The organism is Microbulbifer sp. HZ11 (assembly GCF_000708675.1).
Classification (GTDB): Bacteria; Pseudomonadota; Gammaproteobacteria; order Pseudomonadales; family Cellvibrionaceae; genus Microbulbifer.
Window position 1 is genome coordinate 394,184 of record NZ_JELR01000002.1, and the last position, 20,811, is coordinate 414,994.

The 20,811-nt window shown below is 58.0% G+C and carries 3 protein-coding genes; all 3 read right to left on the reverse strand.

Going from position 1 to position 20,811, the window contains the following annotated elements; translation table 11 throughout:
- Window positions 1-18: 18 nt before the first annotated feature.
- Entirely contained in the window at window positions 19-5,166 is a 5,148-nt protein-coding gene (locus AU11_RS09505; RefSeq protein ID WP_043318978.1) for an OmpA family protein, read from the reverse strand.
- Window positions 5,166-19,148, reverse strand: coding sequence for an isopeptide-forming domain-containing fimbrial protein (locus AU11_RS09510; protein WP_043318980.1), 13,983 nt, complete (start codon window positions 19,146-19,148; stop codon window positions 5,166-5,168). Before AU11_RS09510 ends, AU11_RS09505 begins: the two co-directional genes overlap by 1 nt.
- A 274-nt stretch (window positions 19,149-19,422) precedes the next feature.
- Window positions 19,423-20,802 carry a TonB family protein gene (locus AU11_RS09515; RefSeq protein WP_051687137.1) on the reverse strand — a complete coding sequence of 460 codons (1,380 nt, stop codon included), beginning with the start codon at window positions 20,800-20,802 and terminating at the stop codon, window positions 19,423-19,425.
- Window positions 20,803-20,811: the final 9 nt, after the last annotated feature.

The following is a 20,811-nucleotide window of genomic DNA, read 5'->3' on the forward strand; positions in this document are numbered from 1 at the left end:
CTCGCCGGTAACGAGACTTTAGAACTTACCAACCATATTGATAAACACACCCTGGCTGTCGTAATCCAGATCGGTCAGATCGTCGGAGAAGTCGGTAAAGTTGTAGCCGATACCCGCCTTGAAGTTACGCCCCATTTGCCGGTAGAGTGCGAGCAGTGCGCCGCTGCGGCTGTCGCCGGCTTCCGGCAGGTCGAGCAGGCGGCCTTCGATCAGCAGGTCCCAGTGATTGACGAAGTGCCAGTCCGCGCGCACTACATAGAGATGGGCAGTACTATCGAAGAACTCGGGATCTTCCCGCTCCATACTCAATTGCCCCAGGCGGTAGGCGTACTTGGCACCGACAGTCCAGCGCTGGGTGAGGTCGTAGTTGGTATCCACGGAGAAGATATGACTCTTCTGCACGAATTCGATGGCGCTGCTGTTGCTGCTTGACGTTACCAGTACCTGATCATTGGTCGGGACATTGTAGAAATAGGTGTATTTCAACAGGGTGTTCCAGCGGTCGTTATCCACCGGGCGGTAGGCATAACCCATCACACCTTCGGTAAATTTACCGTCGTAAAACTGGCCCGCGGAACTCTTGCTGTCGGAATAGTTGAGCTTGCCTACTAAACGCCAGTCCGGGCTCATCTGGTAGCTGAGAGTGTTTTTCAGCAGCCAGGTCTTGCGCTCGTTTTCCAGCACACTTTGCGGATCATCCTCGGTACCCGCTCCGTTCAGGGTCTGCATGTTATCCACGCGGTATTCCACCGCGCTCGCCACTCGCAGCTCACCATCGTTAAAGCCCATGCTTGCACCCATGGCACGGCGCTCGGTTTCCGCACCGGTGCGCGGATCTTCAAGGGTACCCGCCTCCAGACTGGTGCCGTAATGCCATTTGTCACTGGGCGCCAGATCCACCCCAAGAGCGTGGGTAAGACCGGTGGAAACATCACCGTGGGTGTAGCGCTCTTCACCGTAGATACTGGTGGTATCGGAGAAGCGGCTGCGGAAACCACTGTTCAGGTTGCCCTTGCGCGCGCGCACACCGGTATCGGTGCGCTCGTTATCCAGGGTGTAGTTCAGATAGAGATTGGTACGGTCGGTAACCAGGAAGTCTGTTCCCAGGCGCGCAGCGGTGCCGGTATCGCCACCAGACAGTTCACTGTCCACCGTCAGGCGGTCGCTGACACGGTAAGCGCCGCCAAAACCGATGCGGTTGTTTTCATCGCGGTTGCCGGACACTTCCGCGGTGCGCTGCACGAAACCAAAAGCGTTCCAGTTTGCGCCGGAGTCGTAACCGGCCTGGATTGCCACATCGGTACGTTTACCCTGTTTCTGGGTAAGAGGTACAACCGGTGAAAGGTCTTCGCGAGAATCGGCCCGCGCCGCCGCCGCAATCCTCCAGCGATCACTCAGGCGATACCCCAGCTCCACATCGGTGGCTTCTGTCTGCAGCCCCTGCTGCTGTTCCTTGGTGTCGGTCTTAAGGCCCACATCAAAGCGCTCGCCAATGGGCAGGTTGATGGTTGCACCAAACTGTTCGGTTTCGTGGGTGGCCAGCTGGCCCGGTCCAGAAAAGCCCGCATCCCGCTGCTGGGCGTAAACAGACATGGAACCGCGCACACCGTCAAAGAAGTCGCCCATCTGGACGGCAGCCTCGACCTTGTTTGCACCGGCCTTGGCCTGTGGATCGATGGGGCCTATCTGTTCAAAACCGCCCTGGTTGAAACTGTAACCACCATCGAGAGAAGAAAGGCTTTCCAGCGTATTGCCCTGACTCTCCGCCACTTCCACCTTCACCCAGGTACCGGCGGTTTTACGCAGTGTCAGATCGACACCATGCAGGGACGACTCATTGTCTTCCTCGTCCTGCTGACTGGCGCTAACGCCGATGCGCACATGATCACCGGCCCAGTACTGGGCGCGGCCGCCCACCGCGAGGGTATCCAGATCGTCAAAGCCCGGAGTGTATTCATAGCGGGCCACCAGATACTGAGGGTTACCGTTATAAGAGCCATCCTGAACGATCAGGTTGTCGTTGGCGATCGCCGACAGCGGACGGTTCAGCAGCACGCGGCCCTGTATGTAGTCCACATCGTAATCAATCACCGGAGTCAGGTTTTTCACCCCCAGCACCAGGCCGGAGTTTTTGTCCCGCACTTCCACACGCAGGCGCTCAGAGCCGGTGAGAATATCCTGGTGGCGCAGGTAATAGAGGGAGCCACCGGTGCCGCGGAACTCGTCGCGGCCAGCGATAGTGCCGGGTTCCGCACTGAATGCATCAACTTCAAAACGCTTGTCGCCAAAGTCAGTAACGTCATCGGTTTCGAAGTGGAAATTGGCCCCGTAGAGGGCGCGGTCGATCTGCGCCAGCTCATTATCGGTATAAGATGCCTTGAAGTTACCCCATAGGCCGTAGTCGTCGTAGTTTTCCAGCTTGATATAGAACTTGCCGGAAGTGGGCGCATCTTCCACCACCGTGGAGTCATCGCCAAAAGTCGGGTAGTACAGATCACTGTCGAGACGGCGGAACAGGGCATCCGGCGTCTTTTCCATAAAGTTGGTAAACAGCTCGTCGATCGGCCCTTCATCGGTATCCGCACTGGCGGAAAGGCGCCAGCCGTCACCGAAGCTGCCGCTGGTATAAAACGCCAGGCGACCGTCGTAACTTGCGGAGTTGTCGTAGTGGGTCTGATCGCCGGTCACCAGTGCGGCCGGACCATTGGTGTCGTCATGGGCGATGGTGAGATCCGCAATGCCCACGGTGAACCAGTCGTCGCGGTTGAATTCCAGGTCCCGCAGGAAGAGCTCCCCGTTGCCCTGCTCATCCAGCACCGCCACTTCTACCGTATGCAGACCCTTGGCGAAAATTTCCTCGGCAACAAACTCGCCATTACTACTAACCGGAATCTCGCGCCCCGCCAGCCACACGCTGTGATTGGTCGGAATATCCGCGCCGTTCACCAGCACTGCGTTGCCATTTACCGGGATATTCTGCTCGGACAGGCGGTTTTCGCCGTAGCCCACCAGCAGCTCCTGCTCCGTAGTGGTTTCCTGTAATTGCGGCTCGAAGTTATCCACAAGCCACAGGGATTGTGGGCGGGTTTCGTCGAAGCGCTGTTTCCAGTCGTACACTCGCAATACATATTTCAGTTTTTTCAGTGGCGCCTGGAAGCTGTCAAAGTCTGCCTGCCAGTCGCCCTCGCCATTCTGGTCAAGGGTGACAACAGCCAGCGGCTCGTCGCGCAGGGATTGCGCCTCCTCGAAAATCCGCACTTCTGCGCGGGTAATAAACGACGGGTAATTGGTGTAGCGCTTGAACGCGACCCGGCTTTCCACCAGCTCGGTTTCCGGGTCATCCGCGAAACGGATGGTATTCGGGAAGGCAGTGACATTCAGCCGGGGCTGCATGGTCTGGTTATCGAAGCGGAACTGGATATTGGCATTGTCCAGTGCCACATCGGTACAACGCTGCAGGTCGGCGGAATTTTTGTGCGGGTCGTACTCTGGCGCGCCGTCCACAGTAATCCGCATCAGGTTCAACGCGTAGGGGTTGTGGGCAACCGCTTCCTGCTGCAGGCGCTCGATTTCCAGCCGGTCCTGCTCCGCCAGAATCGCCAGCTCGTCATACAGCACCTGCACTTCCACGCGGGCGCCGTCCATGTGGATAAAGCCGGTCTGTACCACGTCTTTGGATTCCACGTAACCGCGGCCCTCAAACTCTACCTGATCGTCTTCGAGGCCGAGCTTTTCCTGTACCAGCTGCATGGTTTTTTTCGCACGCGCAGATGACAGCCCTACGTCGTCGCCATAGACCATGGCCTCACGGCGCTCCATACGCTCGTTGTCGCTGTAGCCGACAAAACTCAGGCGCACATTTTGCTTGCCCGCCACTTCGTCCATCAGGCGCTGCATCTGCGCCAGTTGTGCGCTGGTAATCTGCGGCTCACCACTATTCAGAAAAATCGGCGGCACTTCACCGGTGGGGGATTCATGTTCGATGGTGATGGTTTCCGCATCCGCTGCTTCCGGACAGGCCTGCACACCGTCGGCGGCAGTCTCCAGCAGGTCGTCGTACCAGAACTCCACTTCCACACGGTGATTCAGTGAGCGCCCCTTAGCGGTGTCGTTGGCTGCAATCGGCTGCGACGAACCCTTGCCACTGCTGGTCACCATATAGCCTGGCAGATTCAACTGATCCGCCACGGCCAGCGCCACCCGACGTGCTTCCGCGCGGGACAGTGCCATCTGGTCGTCGTACAGTTCCGCCGGCCCTTCCGGCAGTGCACCGCCGTCGGTGTGACCGACAAAATGAATGGTGAGATTTGGCTTGTCCTGCAGGGTATTACGCACTTCCTGAATACGCCGCACAAACGCCATCGGTAAATCCGCCTGCCCCGGCTGCAACCGCAATGGGGAAACCAGGTTTTTCAGGCGCGCCCGCTGGTCGGAGCCCGCGGTATAGCGCAGCTTACACACGGTTTCCTGGCGACAGACCTGGACGCGATTGAGTTGCAGGGCCTCGGCGCGACGCTGCGCATCTCGCGCTTCCTCATCCAGTTCAAAATAGCGCACCGCCAGCTCCACCCGCCGATTCAGCTCACGACCTTTTTCGGTGATGTTCTCCGACAGGGGCTCGCTGTCTCCACGCCCCTCCACCACGATGGCCTCATCGGGCAACTCCAGCGCGGTTTGCAGATAATCCGCAATCAACTGTGCACGGGCCTGGGTAAATGCCGTTTTATCCGCGTATTCGGCCAGCTCATCGTCATTCAGCGGGCCGCTATCGGTGTGCCCGACGACGATCAGCTGCATTTCATGGGCCGATTCCAGCTCTGCGAGTTTCTCGCGCAGCTGTTCCACGAGCTCGGGATCAACCTCATCTTCCACTGCACGGAACAGGAGCGGGGGCAGAATGTTGTTTTCCACAACCGCTTCTTCCGGCGCAATAAAAGTTTCCGCATCCTGTACCCACAACTGCCCTACGGCCGGGATCAGGGTAGTTTCCGTATTGCTACCGAGCGGTTTCTCCGTGTATTCACCGGCGCTTTCCACTTCCGGCGAGAGCCCCGGAATCAAGTGCCACCAGGCGCTGTCCGCCTGGGTTTCTTCTTGCGCGTAGGCGACGGTGCTTACCAGTGCGGCAACGATGACCGCCATTTTTTTCTGCGAAGGACGGAACATCACCGGGCACCTCCCTGATCTTCACTTCCGATCATGCGGTTAATACTGCGTTTGAACCCGTCCAGCACATTGCCGCGCTCGGGCGGCGCACCACGGCGCCAGAAAATTTCGGTTTCGATATTCAACGGATAGCAGCAGTCCAGTGCTGCCCAATCTTCGGCAATACGCGCCTTGATGGTTTCCAGTCGCGCTTCCACCAGTGCCGGATCTTCATTTTCCGCAAGATACGACAGGCGCAACAGCGACGGTGCTTCTTCCAGCCGCTCCAGCAACAGCTCGGTGCGGGACTGCCACTGCGGACGCAGCTCGGTAGAACCGGGCTCGAACACCGCTTCCGCCAGATCCAGGCGCACCACACGGTGCAGGCTGGTACCGAAGTTGAACTCCAGCATCTTGCCTCGAGTGGCACGCTGAACCCGTGGGTTTTCCGTGGTCAAGCGGTAACCGCTTGGCAGGCTGCGATCGTCCAGCTTCAGCACAAAGTTGGAGCCGCGATCCGGGTTCGGTACAGCCGCACAGGTAATGTGGAAACGCCCGTGGGCGTCGGCAGTCGCCTTGAGACCATTGGCGGTCACCACCCGGGCACCGGGCACACCGCCCTCACCCTGATCCTGATAACCGTTCAGGTTCTTGTCATCAAAGACCTTGCCGATGACATCGGTACAGTCAAAGGTCGGGTCCGGAACCACACGCACAGTAGCCGACGCTTCACCCGACGCCTGCTGACCGGACAGCTCGTTAAACATCCGTGCACGGTTGACGTACTCCCCTTCGCCCACACCGGAGCCCACCACCAGCAACAGTTTCATGGTGTGTGTCTGCTCCGGCTCGGCGCGCAGATGCGGCCACTGCAACTGCAGTCCGTGTACCTGCGGCTCCACCGGCAAACCATCCAGATTTGCAGAGCCGGCAACGTACTTGAAGCCTGCGGGGAAGTAATCCACCAGTTGCAGGTCGGTCAGCGGTACCGGCAGCGAGTTGTTGAAGGTAATGGTGTAGGGCACCAGCTGGCTGCGCGTTACATTCAACATGGCCGCGGTTTTAGTCAGTGCCAGGGCACCTTCCAGCTGCGGATCCAGTGCGATGTGGTTGTTGAACAGCTGGCTGCTACCGGGCTGATTGGCGTCATCCAGATTCAGCCGCAGGTAGTAGTCCGTTTCACTGCTGCGCGCGTCGGCATCGATCGATGGCGGCGTCACTGACAATTGCACTTCACAGTGGTCCGGCGTACCCGGAATCACGTCGGCCGCGCTGCCGATACAGGCCCCTACATCGAAACTACCGGTACCCAAGCCGGTCTGCGGCGGAATGATCTGGGACGGGCCAGACACGTAGTCCTCGTTGGGCACATCCACTTCGATCAGGTAGTCCGCATTCACCGCACAGGCAGCACTGCTGAAGTTCACATCGAACTTGTAGAAACCACCGGTGAGGGTGACCTGATTCTGCTGCTTGGGATCCTCAAAACAGCTATCCGGCAACGGTTGTCCACTGGATGCACCGAGCAGTCGGACGCGGGCGCCATTTACCGGTGCACGCAGTACCGAGTCGTATACAACACCGTTCGGCGTAATCGGTAGATTCAGGTTCTGCGGGTTGGCCCCGGACTCCACATAGATATTCTGAATCTGCTGCGGGCCGTTGGTGTAATCGGAGCTGGCGGTACCCAGTGACGCCGTGTTATCCCCTGCATTGGGGGCAAGATAGCGCAACTCATAGCTGGCACCGGCCATGTCCGCGCCGTCCATATTCGGCACCAGGCCATCGAAGACAAAGTACCCCTTGTCATCACTCTGCACGGTTTCCAGCAGAGCGTTGTTGAAGTACAGCTCCACACTCCAGTTCACCAGCAGCTGCTCTTCCGCATCCGCCGTTTCACTAAAGTTGACATCGTGCCAGAGATAACCGGAAAGGTTCGCAATCCCCGGGGTACCACCGATATCGATCGACACGGTGGCTTCGTTATACATTGCGGGATCGTTCCACTTCACCTGCGCGGTGTTCACGACCGGGTACCCCATGGCCAGGTTTTCACCCAGCTTGGCTTCAAAGCGCAGGGTGATGGTTTCCTGAGGCTGCAGGTCTCCGTAATTGGTGCTGTAGTCCACGGTGATCAGCGGACCATCTACCATTACGCCATCGGGCTGGCCGTTCAGGCGTGCGGAGTCTTCCACGTATGTGAGCACACCCTCACCGGCCACCAACAGATCGTCATAGATGGTGACGAGGCTCGCAGGCACGGCACTGATATTGGTAACCCGCACGATGTACTCGAGCACCTTGCCGGACTCGGCTGCGCCACCGCCAACGACCGCCACTTCCTTGGTAATGGAAAGCTGCTGGGCGTCGCCAACAACCACTTCAGTGGGCTGGGCACCGTTACTGCTATTGCCGTCCGCATCGGTCAGGGTCAGCGGCAGTTCGAGACTGTAAACGTTGCCCTGGTTGCTGATGACGGTGCCGCGTTCGGTATCGGCATTGACCATGACATCAAACACGATGGTTGCAGTCTGTGCGGTGGTCAGAACACCTTCACCTTCCGCTGGCAGCGGTGGAGTCAGGTCGTCCGTACTGATCGCGATACCGGAACTCAGCGGTGAATCTTCCCCATCATCCGCGACGGAAACACCATTCAGCATGGTACTGCCGGCAACGTAGGTCGTGTGTTCCGGCACCAGATCCACAAAGCGCGCCTCGGTGGCATCCTTACCGCCCATGTTGCTGACGGTAATGGTGTAGCGCAGCACGTCTTCCGGGTCGACGATACCGGCGGTCATGTTATCCACCACCAGCTCCACGGTTTTCTGTGCGCGGATCAGCGGCACATTACCGACGATATCGATGGTCGGATCGTCGGCCACTTCGGTGGTGGGGTCGTCGGACGGCTTCTCGTCTAACGGCGTATTTTCGCCACCCGCATCGACGCCCGCACCGGCACCATTGGCAAAGCCCTGGTTGGAAATCACCGTGCCATCGTTGACGTCATTGATGGTGACATCAAAGGTAATCAACGCCGCCTGGGCGCCAGACGCCGCCGGATCGGCCATCAGCTGACCGACTTCCGCACCCGGAGACTGGATGATCAGGGTCTGCGCCAGTGGCGTGCTGCCATCGATATCGTCCAGAGCAACACCGTTCAGCGTGGTCGAACCGGCAACGTAGGTGGTATTGGCGGGCACCTGATCGCGCAGGGTCGCCTCTACCATGTTCTCGTTACCGATATTTTCTACCCGCAGGGTGTAGCGCAATGTGTCGCCCGGCACCAGGCTGTCCGGTTCGCCGGTCATGTCTTCGGAAATTTTCTCTACCTTGAAGACAGGAGCGGATTCGATGATGACCTGAGTGGGATTTTCAGCGCCCGGTGCTTGCGGGTCGGCCTCGCCATCGATATTCGGGTCATCACTCACCGCCAGCTGCTGGCCGTAAGCCAATACCCGGGACTGGTTCAGAACCGCGGTGCCACTGTCGATCACATTCGCCAGCTGTACCTCGAAAGTTACGCGAACACTGTCACCGGTCTCTCCCTGTTGAGCCAGGCTGATTCCATCGATACGCAGCAAGCCACTGGCTGCATCGCCGCCGGTCGCATCGCTGTTATCCACGGCATCTACCGGAATATCGATAACCGTCAAGGTACCCGGGGCAAAGACCATCTGCGTATTAAGAGTGCCGAGCGCATCTTCAATGGCAAATTCCGCCAGAGGAATCTCGCTGACATTGCTGACGGTGATGGTATAGCGCAGGGTGTCCCCCGGGCTTGCTTTCTCAGCGGGCGCCTCGCCGGTAGTGATATTGACGACCTCTTTCAGCATCTTCAGCGTGGCACTCTGAGTCACCAGCGCGTGCGCATCTTCATGGTCGAGCACATCCGGCGTACCGTCGGTGGGCGGTGCACCGTAGGTTCGACGATTCTCACGATCATCGCCCTGGCTGAACCACTGCGCAGCGGCCACATTCACCAGGGTCTGATCCCCCGCGGTGTCCTCATCCAGCCACGCGCGATACTCGATCAGCATGCGCTGGTTTGGCTCGATGGCGACACCCGTCGTAGTAATCGTGAGGGTGCAATCGTCAAACACGGACTGGAAGTCGGTATCCGCCGCTAACGCACGTACCAGGGTATCGGTGTCCGCATCGAATATCTGGATCGCGTCCACTTCCGGCGGCTGGGCACACATACCGCCCTGCTCCACATCCGGCAACAGGTCGACAACAGTGGTATCCCAGGCGGTGCTGTCACCCACATTGTTAATGCTGAGAATAAATTCTCCGGCAATACCTGCATGCAGAATTTCCGGACCCGATTTTTCAAGAGTGAGCTGCGGCTCAACCAGAGTCATCTCCGGAGAGGTATCCGCGAGCAATGCAGGGTCACCATCAAAGGTGCTGAAGCGGTAACTGGCGGTATTGGTAAATGCCAGACCAGCGACATTGGTTGCGCTGTCGAGCACTTCGACAATCAGTTCCAGCTCGATCTGCTCACCGGCCGGGATATCGATACCATCAACGCTATCGACGATTTCCAGCTCGGTTTCACTGCCGATATTTTCCGGTGTCCAGCTGCCGGTGCCGCTGATTTTGTTCACCGCAATAAACCGCAAGTCCGCAGCGGAGGCCGTCAGATCATCGGTGATCTGTACCCCGTAGAGGGCAGTGTCGGCGGGCGTCGCGGGCACGGTAATGCGATACGCAAATTGCTCGCCAATCGTCGTTTCCGGCTGAGTAATGTTTTTATCCAGTGCAGCCGGTAACGGGCTCGTCAGCACCACGCTTACCGCCTCATCGAGACGATAGTCCTGACGCTCCTCGGCGAGACCGTTGGCCGGTACAGCATTATTATCAAAGGAATAGTAAACCGGCAGGGTCACACCGTTACCCAGCGAAAGGCCGGCACCGAGGGTGTCATCCGCAGTCACCGTGTACACCAGGCGCAGTGTTTCGCCCACAGGAATGGTGTAGACATCACTGTCGTCGAGATCCCAGAGTGCAACGCCGGTGGTCGCATCAAAGACCGGCATGCGTACCGGAAGGCTGCCACTACCGAGAAGCTCGATACTTTGCGTGGTCACACCACCGCCGTTTCGCAGCCCCTCTGGCAATAGATCCTGAATCTGCAGGTCGTACGCGGGCGCCTCACCGTTGTTGGTGATCTCAACGGTGAAGGTCGCTTCCTCACCCACGGTGATTTCCGTATCGCCACCGATCGCGGTGGTGACCTCTACGCGACTGATTGCGAGTAGCGGCTGTACCGCTTCAACCGTCGCCTGCGCATTGATTGTACTGGCCGGACCGGACGGCAATGCGTAATCCAGCGCGACCGCGTTCTCCAGTGCCTGCCTGCTGGGTAATTGCGCCAGTACACTGCCGTTTTGCACGCGTACTTCGTAGACGATCTGCAGGGTGTCACTGGCCGCACTCGCGGGGTTGGTCACATCACCCAGGTTAAACACAACCTCGGCGCCATTGACCGTCGTCGCACTCGCCACCGAAGCGGATTCATCCGTGCCGAAAAAGTCTGCGCTGATTACTTCCTCAAACACCAGACCTGTGGGCAGGGTATCGGTGATGACAACACTCGGATAGGTACCTTTTTGCAGGGTCGCCGTGACTGTGAAGCGAGCGCGATCACCGACACGAATACTGCCGGTTCCATCAAACGTATCGCTGAGCAGGTGTTTTTCCAGGCTGGTGTTGTCAGACAGCGTCACTGCCGCGCTGGCGCTGTCGATATAGTCGTTGTACGCCGGGGTTTCACTGCCGTCGCGTTCCCAATCGGAATCACCGGCCACACTGGTCCAGCGCACTTCCGCATTATTGTTCAGCACCTGGCCGGGGCGGGCGTCGTCCCCCACTACCGCCTGATATTCCAGGTTCAGGCTATCGCCTACCGCGACGCTGGCAAGGTTCCACTGCAGGGTAAAACCACTGGCGGCATCACCACTGATCACCGGCTCTCCCGCACTCGCGGAACCCGCAACATACTCAAGCCCGGGGTCCAGTACATCGGTAACCACCAGGTCGTAGGCCGCTGCGGAATTCGCATTGCCGTCCTCGGTCATCGTCAGGCGGTAATCGAGTAGCGTACCCGCGGTGATATCTGCCGGTGCAGACAGCACTTCTTTTTCCAGTGCAAGCTGTGGTTCAACAATCGTTAGTGGATCCGTGGCCGCACTGGTGTAGGTAACCCCGCCGGTGCTGTAGCTGGCCTGGTTGATCACAATATCCCCGGCATTGCTGTCGGCGCTGTTGGTCACACGCAGCAGGAGTTCGATCTGCGCGGTTTCACCGGCCTGGAGTGTTCCGAGATCGAAGCTCAGATCGGTATCGTCACCACCGTTCAGCAGGTCGCTGGCGGTACCGCCATTGATACTCAGTGTGGCCCCGACAAACTCGAACTGAGGTGCCAACGAATCCGTCAGAGTGACGTCCGTGCGAGCGATATTGTCTTCCGGGATGGTGATGCGATAGCGCACCTCTTCACCGATGGTGGCGGTGGGGGCACTGACCAGCGCTTTTTCCGGCGGCATCGCGTTGCTGGGATTCTGCATCCACACAGACGCAACCGTATCGTCGGTATATTGCTGACCCGCTGCTCCTGGCAGCGACCAGTAGCTATCGACACTGGCACTGTTGTTAAACAGCTCGCTGGTGCCGGTATCCGCATGGAAGCCGATACTGTAATCCACCGTCAGGCACTGATCGGGCAGCAGCGGTTCGTCGTCGTTCAGGGTGAGCGTAAAGCTGCCACCGACAGCCGGTTGTCCGCTAAAAGTGAACTCACTGGTGGCCGTACCATCGATCGCCACGGTAAAGACACTGGCATCCGACAATGCTGTCTCATCCAGTTGCGGAGCGAGGGTGTCGGTGAGCTGCACGTTGTAGGCAGGGGCATCGCCCTGGTTACAGGACTGCAGCTGGAACTGCATGGTGTCTGCGGACAGTACGACCAGATAGGGATCGGTCTGGGTACCGGTGCCGGCGCGCCCGCTCAGGGTGTCGATTTTTACCAGTGGGCTGAGCACCGGTTGATGCACCGCAATCGCAGCGCTTGCCGCAGGCAGCGTTACGGTAGAGCCATCATAGGCATCGACACTCAGTTCCGCCTGGTTGTTCAGGGGACCGAGTACATCCTGATGCGCTAAAACATCGGTCACCACACGGGCGCGATACACGATAGCGAAATCATTGTTGCTGTCATCACCATCGACTGCGTCCACGTCACCGAGTGCCAGGTTCAGCACCTGCCCTGCGCTCGCATCACCGGTCAAACTGGTGGCAAGGGGACCGTGACTGAAAGCGCCGGTATTTTCAAACGGCGCGCTGGTCTGTCCGTTGACACTGACTAATTCGACAAACTCCAACCCCACAGGCAGCGTATCGGCAATGGCCACATTGGCCGTGACGCTTTCGTTCAGTGTCAGGGTCAGACGATAGTCCACGGTATCGCCCACGCGAAGCTGGGCATCGCTCGCATCGCTGCCATGCAGCACCCAACTGTCGGACTCAAACGCCTTGATCAGCGCGGTATTGTCTTCCGCAGCGGCGTCCGTGGTTTCGCTGGCCGTGAGGCAATAGTCGTTTGGCGCCGCCGGGCAGTCTGCACCGGTACGCTCGTAGTCACTGTTGGACGCAACGTCGTCCTGCAGGGAAGTCCAGTCCGCCGTGATCTCGTTGGTGAAGGGGCCACCGTTGGCCGCCACGGTCGCCCGATAGGTCAGTACCAGCTGTTGACCGGCAGGCAGATCCAGGGAGCCATCGGCGTTGCCGCGTCCCCAGATCAGAGTATTTTCGGTGCTGGTATCCGGCGTTGCTTCAAATCCACCCACAGGGCTACCGCCGATGGTAACGGTCGGGGTAAAGCTGCTGTCCCAGTCCAGCTGCTCCGGCAGGCTGTCCACCAGATTTAGATCGTAAGCGGTGGCATTGCCGTTATTGGTCAGCGTTACCACGTATTCCAGCACCGCGCCGCGGGTCAGCTGCCCCGGGGTAATCTGGGTTACGTCTTTTGTGGCATCGAGCGCCGACTCCGTTACGGTGATTGCCGGTGTATCGGCAGTCTCTATGACCGTGGTAAGAGATTCGCCGTGCTGGTAACGCAGTTCCGCACCGTTCTGTAGGCTATTCCCTTCTCCGCTATCGGTACCGGTAGCGGTGTCGTTATTGATCCGCGCATAGTAGGTAATGACGATTCGCGGATTGATGGCACCTGCGGTTGGCAAATCACTTTCCGACTCGGTAAGCACGGTACCGATATCCCACAGAATTTCGCCACTGGCTCCATCCACCGGTGCCGGTGCGCGGAATGCACTCTCGCCCACCGCCGTATTACCGTCGATACTGACAATTCCGGTGAAGGTGTAACTCACATCGTAATTGGCATCACGGGTCAGTACATAGCTTGCACTGCCGCTATCCAGCAGGTCGCGAACCTGCAGGTCGTGGGTGGTGCCTTCCGGCAGGTCAACGGTGATCTGGAACTGCTTGTGTGCACCGATCTCCGGCAGCACACCGGGGGTCAGATCCTGCTTATCCAGAGTGACAGGGTCGAGATCGGCAGTGACCTGATTACTGTCGAGGCTGTAGTCATTAACTGCGTCGGCACCGGTTTCCAGAGGCAGTTCACCAATACGCATACCGTCCGCTGCACCATTGGCACCGATCTGGCCGGTACGCGCCGAGCCACTGTTCTGATCAATGGGGTTCAGTGCGGTGCTGCGTGTGGGCAGCGACGTCCAGGCGGCGTGCGCTGTATTCTCCAGCTGCTGTTGAGGTTGTGCACTGTCGTCCACCCGCACCTGAAAGGTAAATTCCAGGGTTTCACCGGGAAGCAGCGGGTTTTCCGGTTCCCAGACAAATACTGGCTGGTTCTCTCCGAACGCATCGGTATCCACCAGGGGAGGATCGGAGCCGGTCACACTGCCGGCAATAAAGGTCATCTCGCTATCGACCAGATCTTCCAGAATGCGCAGGTTGTAAAGTGCAGCGGAGCCACTGTTGGTTGCCTTCAGTGTGACGGTCACTTCGTCACCGGCATCCCGAGGATCGGTCCAGTTTTTATCCAGTAGCAGCGCCGGCTCGGTGACCCGCACCGCCACGCTGCCAAAGCTGAGTTCGGTCTCGTTACCCATGGCATCGGCGTAGCGCAGATAGGCGGAATCACCGCTGCCATTTTCCAGCACAGTGCCACTATTGCCTTCGCCATTATTGTTGGAAGGAATGTTATCCACACGGGCAATAAAACTGACCGGGAAGCTGAACAGTGACTCGGAGCCCGGCGTGGTCAGCGTGACATCACCAAAATCCCAGGACACCTGGGTGCCACTGCACACCGGGGTAATAATCGGCACCGGACTGAGATCCGGGCGACGGAAGCCCGCTGCCGCATAGGGCGGTGCATTCAGATCGATTGCCGGAGCGTCAACACAAGTGAGACCGGTCGGCAAGGTATCGCTCACCACCAGCCCGCGCAGTTGTTGATAAGGCAGCTGACCGGTGAGGGTGTATTCAATTTCCTCACCAATTTTGACCGCCTGATAACCGCCAATCATTTCACCGAGGGTAGTCTCGGACAGCGCGGTAATTTCTTTGGGCTCAACCGCCGGCGTGATAAAGGTAATCGACGCATCGGCGGGGCCGGCGCTGTACACCCGGGCGCCGCCAATATCGCCATTTCCGCGCAGCTCTACGGTCTGATTACCAAATTCATTGCGATCGCTCGCATCACCACCTTCGAGGGTGTCGTAATCGATCAGGTATCCGCTCTGCAGTGTCTGGTTGGGCGCGATCCGCTCATCCGGATTGACCTTGTAGTACAGGTTTAGGCTGCGATCATCTTCCGAGCTACCTGTACCGCCATTCAGACGGCGCAAACCATTGTTGGCCGCACTACCCACAGGCGCGCCGGTATCACTGTGTGAATGGGAAAACACCAGGGTTGCATCCACACCGTCATTGGGTGTGTTCTCAATCAGGCTCAGGTGCTCGTCATCTTCATCGACCAGCCCATCGCCGTCGTTGTCAATTCCATCGCTGGCGGGGTCCACTACAACCAGCAGGTCCGGCACAGTATCGGTCACCACAAAGTCGTAGGCCGGGGCATTCGGCTCGCCATTGGTCTCATTGGCGTTGACCAGCCGCAGACGCACAATGTAGTCACGGGATGTATCCGCGCCGGTCAGGTCCTGCTGCCAGCCGCCGGAACAGTCGCCGGTGGCCGTATTGAAGCTGCCCGCTTCACAATAGGTCTTCGTTGGGGTGATTTCGGGCTCGGTCACCACCACATCGACGCGACGAATACGCTCCCAGGGGTAACCTACGATATTACTGCCAAAATCGAAGTACTCGTCCTCACCGGTATTCTCATTGTGGTAGGCCGCTTCGAAGCTGGAATTCAGGATGTTGTTGCGGTCAGCGCCCTGCACATTGGGTGCGTTGCGGTCATTGATGGCCTTGTTCTGTACCCGGGTGGTCGCGTTGACATGGAACCACTGGTCGATGGTGGTAATGTAATCATTGCGTCCGTCACTACCAGGCTGATTACCGCTGAAGTACCAGCCAAAAATCCCTTCGTCCAGTGGGCCCTTATTGGGCTGATTGGGTGTCGAGGTGGCACCGGCAATCTGCAGGCCGACCTGAGGTTCGGTATTGGAGATATACGCGAGGCCGTCTTCGACCTCATCCTCTACCAGAACCTTGCTCACACCAATAAACGAGAAGCCGCGGGACTTGAAGCCAAACCAGCCACCGGTCTGGATGCGATTGGTACATTCCTCACCAATCTGCACCAGCTCCCGCTGCTTGCGGGCAAAATTGGGGTAGCCGTCGGACATGGCACTATCCGGCAGTGCCGCATTTCGTGTTGCCGGACTGGCCTCGTTACATTCCCCCAGTGTGGGTATCACGCCATTCAGCGCAGAAATATCGCCGCCGGTGGCACTCCAGGCTACCTGATCTTTCAGCAGGTTAAAGCCAATACCGCGGGACCAGTTGGCGTCCAGAGAATACAGATTGCCACGATCTACCTCGCCGTCGCTGCGCGCATTGTTCTGGCTGGCATTGCCCGGCTGCGGGAACCACAGGGGCTGATCATTGTTGATTGTTGTTGGGGTATTGGTAGTTGTGTAGCTCTGAACAACCCGGTTATTGGTGTTACCACCGGAATTGCTCATGCTCACGGTGGGGTCAGCCAGGTCCAGGCTACCCACGGTCCAGATCTCACCGATGGCATCCACACGGAAGGTGACATCGTCTTCTAAAATCCGCGCCGGGTCTGACGCCTTACGCACCTCGAAGTGAAACTCGACCGCATTACCAGCACCGGGGGCGAGTACACGATTCAGCGGGTTACTGTGATCCGCGTAGCAGCGGTAGACCGTGCCGGTGGTGGTCAGCGGCAAGTGCAGTTTGGTTGGATCCCCCGGTGGATTCACCACCCAGGTTTTATACGGGTTAGGCTGGGGTACCGGTGCGCCACTGACGTTTGTGATATCACACTGCCAATTGCCATTCTGCTCATCCACCGTCACTACTTCGAGGGTGGGCCCAAAACTGATGAACACACTGGCATCACGAGCGTTTACCCCACCGTTATTGGTGGCGCGCACACGCAGCGGTGTAGTCTGCTCCGGGTCATTGGTAACAATAAATGACTGATCGAGGATTTCGACATCGATGTCTTCCGGGTTGAACTCAATGCTTGTGCCAGCGGTATTATCCGCCGGACTGCTGCTGACACCGTTACCGGTAAGGTTGTATTCCTGAACGCCCTGGGAGTTACACAGTGTTTTGAATTCCACCTCGAGAGTGTTCTGCAGGCTCGAGGAAAGTGCGGGCGGGTCGGTGGGTTCCGGGCGCTGGAACAGGTCTACACTGGAGCTCTCGGGAACCACATCCAGATCGGCAGCGCGGTCAAAGTGCTGGGGATCTTTGTGAATAATGGCAAAGCGGATCACCACCACGTCACCGTGGCGCATCAGATCGCGATAGGTTTTACCGCCGTTATAGTCACCGGCAGGATTGCTCTCCGTATATTGGGTCGAACTGGAGAGCTTGAATTCCGGGGCGGTATTCAACAGATAGTCGGTATGATTGCCGGTATCAACGGTATCGACACCGTTTGCCGGGTTGACCCACTCCAGGCGATCCACCCGGCCGTCATACTGTCCGTACAGTGAACCCTGTGTATAACCGTTATTCCCTGTGGGACGGAGTAATTGCGGCGCATAACTCGGGTCCAGTACGTAACCTTCCGGCAGCTGGTCGCGAATATGATAGGCCATGCCATTGTCAAACCAGACGGTACCACCACTCTGGTTGGACAGAGTGATGGTCATCAGGCCGCGCATACCCACGGTGGCACTACCGTCGATACCGGTCAGCGTGCGCTCTACCTCCAGCGCGGTTGCGCCACCGGCAACGGAGCCCTGGCCGTACCAGGTGCGGATTTCCGACGTCTCGTCATCCAGGCCAGGATCGATACCGCCCGGAGGCGTCTGTACCGCACAGCCGAACTGAACGTTTTCAAGGCTATTGATCAGCGGTGTACCGCTGCTACAGGACGCATCCCCCTGTAGCTTGCCCACCAGATAAAGATTGATCGAGTCGTCTTCGGCAATATCGATGGTGCCACTGGACGACCCCGGTGTTTCCGCCTCCACGGTTCCCGCATAGGGCGAAGGAATATTGTCACCTTCGCCAAATGGCGGTGCCACATCCCAGTTATCGAGTACTCTACCGGTCAGGTTATCGGTGGCAATACAGCTTGTGGGGCCGCTCGGCACACCGTCATTGGCTGCGATGTCGTTGGCCTCTGAGACACTGGGGCAGACGTAATGCACGTTGGCGACATCCGCACGAGACAGCACATCGTCGATTCGCAGGTCCTGTAAAGGCGCACGGGCATTGGTGCCGTTATTGGTGATATTGAGGCGCCACACGATATCGTCATCGCTGTGGCCATAAACGGTGTCGCTGCGCGTGTTCTCGCGCTGGCCGGCGTCGTAGTTCCAGCCCTGCTTGTCAACCTGCACGAATGGCTTGTTGATATAGATCCGGTCGGTGCTGGCCAGATTTCGGTTGAAGTTGCTGATTTCGTCCGGAGTTTCAGGAGTACAGTCGATGGCCGTTCCCGGGTAGGCCGGATATGACGGTGCCGGGCGCTCCCAGTCAGTCCAACCACTACCCCAGTTTATCGGGCAACTACCGCTATTGGTCGGAGCGCGTTTTGCCTGCCCACCCGAGGTACAGCTATCCGTGGTTACATAATTCAGCTCGGCGGTAACACCGCCGATAAAATCCCCTTCATCATCCAGTTGCTCCGGGCCATTAGTGGGGGAAACGAGAGGACGATGGATGGGGATTCGCACCGTCATGGTGGGGCTATTGCCGTCCGGCAGGGTGGGCAGCCCACCGATCCGGATCTCCCAGCTACCCCCGACCTGGGATTCGCTCACGCTGCCAACATTACCACTGCTTACCGCCCCGGTGACCGTGACATTGACACCGGTGTACAGCCGTATACCGGCATCAACTGGGATACGGACAACCAGACCATTGCTGTTGTCGAAGTCCATATTGGGATTGGCGGAGCCATAATCCCCATTACTGGAATAGGTGTAATAGTTACCGGAGCGGCGACGATACTCACGATCAAACCAGGACCCTCTTTGCTCCTCCTCCCGAGTCTGTTGGAGCCCGGACGTGTTATACGCAAAGTCATCATTACCGGCACGGTAGGGGTTGGTGATGTCCACCTCGATAAAACCGTAACCACAGAGATCGCAGTAGGTATTGCCCCTTCCTCGCTGGATATTCACCAACTGCTCGGGTGCACCGGGGTTCGCCACACAATAATTGGTCGGCGCCGCCCACACCTCGCCGGAAATTGAAGCCAGTAGCAAAACTGACAGCCACAGCCGCACGGATTGCGCGATTGCCGCAATTGCATTTTTGAAAGTGTTTCGCCCTGTTACTTCAGACTTCATTGCTTTCCGCTGCCAGTCAGTTTTATTTTTGCCAACTGCCGCACAGGCGACAGCACCGGGGAAGGGGCCGGTCGCGGAACTTTATTGGAAGGGAAGAGTCGGCACCGTGAAGCAAGTCAAAATTGCTGCGCCAGGAGGGGAACTTTTTCTACGTTTGCCAAACAGTTCTCAAGTAAAGCTCACGTAGTTTCTTAAGAGGCAGAACAAGTTGCTGTGGATAAAGGAAAACAGCCACCCGGAGTGATATCCGGATGACTGTTTTTTGATCCACTTTCTACGCCGCCGGCAGGAAGTCGATCGGGTACAGGATGGTGATGGTGGGTACACCTTCCTTGGGTCCGAAGTTGAAGCGCTTCACGCGCGCAACAATTTTGCTATCGAGGGTGGGCGAGTCCATATCGCTGCTCTCGACAGAGGCCAGAGATACGGTGCCGTCCGGTTCGATGGTGATTTTCAGCACCATTTTGCCCTGCAGCGCCGGGTTATTACGCAGTTCGCGGTTGTAGATCCGATAGAGCGCCGACTTGTAACGGTCGAATACGATCTGGATCTCTTCGTCGGTACGAGATGGGCCAACACCTTCGCTGAGCGGGCGCTCTTCGCCGGCGAAATCACCTTCGGTACCGATACCACTGGATACCCGCGAGAAGCTGACACCGTCCAGTGCGGTACCCACACCACCGGCATCCCGGCTAAGGGCCGCGGTGTTAATACCATCGGAGCCGGATTTTGCCGCAGAGGTAATCAGTGAACGCTGACTACGGCTTTCCTGTTTGCCGGCAGTACTGAGTTGCGTCTGCTTACCAAGCCGGTTGTCCAGATCATCCTCAATAAGATCCTGGAAGTTGTCCTTGAACGCCAGCAGACCTGCGCGCTCGACTTTTTTACGCACCTGCTTTTTCTCCACATTTGATGGCTTGGGCTCTTCCTTCGCCACCTCTTGCTTGGGCTTCTCAGGCTCTTTCTTTTTCTCTTCCGGCTTCTTCACCACCTGCTCGGGCGGCTTGGGCTTGGGTTTTTTCTTCTCCAACACAAGCTTGGCCAGACGCTCGGGAACTTCTACCACCTCGTTCTCATCAGGCTCCGGCAGCTGCCAGATATGCACACCAAAACCAAGGAAGAAAGCCAGCAGCAAACACGCAAGCAGGCTGATACGGAAGCGACGCTCATCCTCACCACTGGTATTCCAGGGCATGGTGCCATCACGGAAGGCGGACTGCTCCAGCTCCCGGGTGACTTCGTACTCGTAATGGACATCCTCTTCGGCCTGGCGAATCTCACGGAACTCGGCATCCAGGTCAAACAGGTCGTCACGACAGTCTTCAATCTGTTCCTGCAGCTTTTGCTTGCGCTCGTGCAACAGGTTCAGGTTGGCGTGATAGATACTGACAGTTTTCTGCAGGCGATGAATCAGCGCCTTGGAGGCGTCCTGCTTGTAGTGCTCCGCCCAGAACAGGTCGCCGGCACCGGCCTCTTCCAGCTTGCCGAGGCGATCCGAAATCTCATCCAGCAACTGGTGCTTGGCTTCATCCCGGTGCAGCGCTTCCAGCTTGCCATCAACCTGGTCGCACTCCGCCTGAAGCGCCTCCAGCTGCTGGCGAACCGCTTCCTGCTTTGCGGTCAGTGCCTGTTTTTGTTGATGAAAATTATTCACAAACGCTCA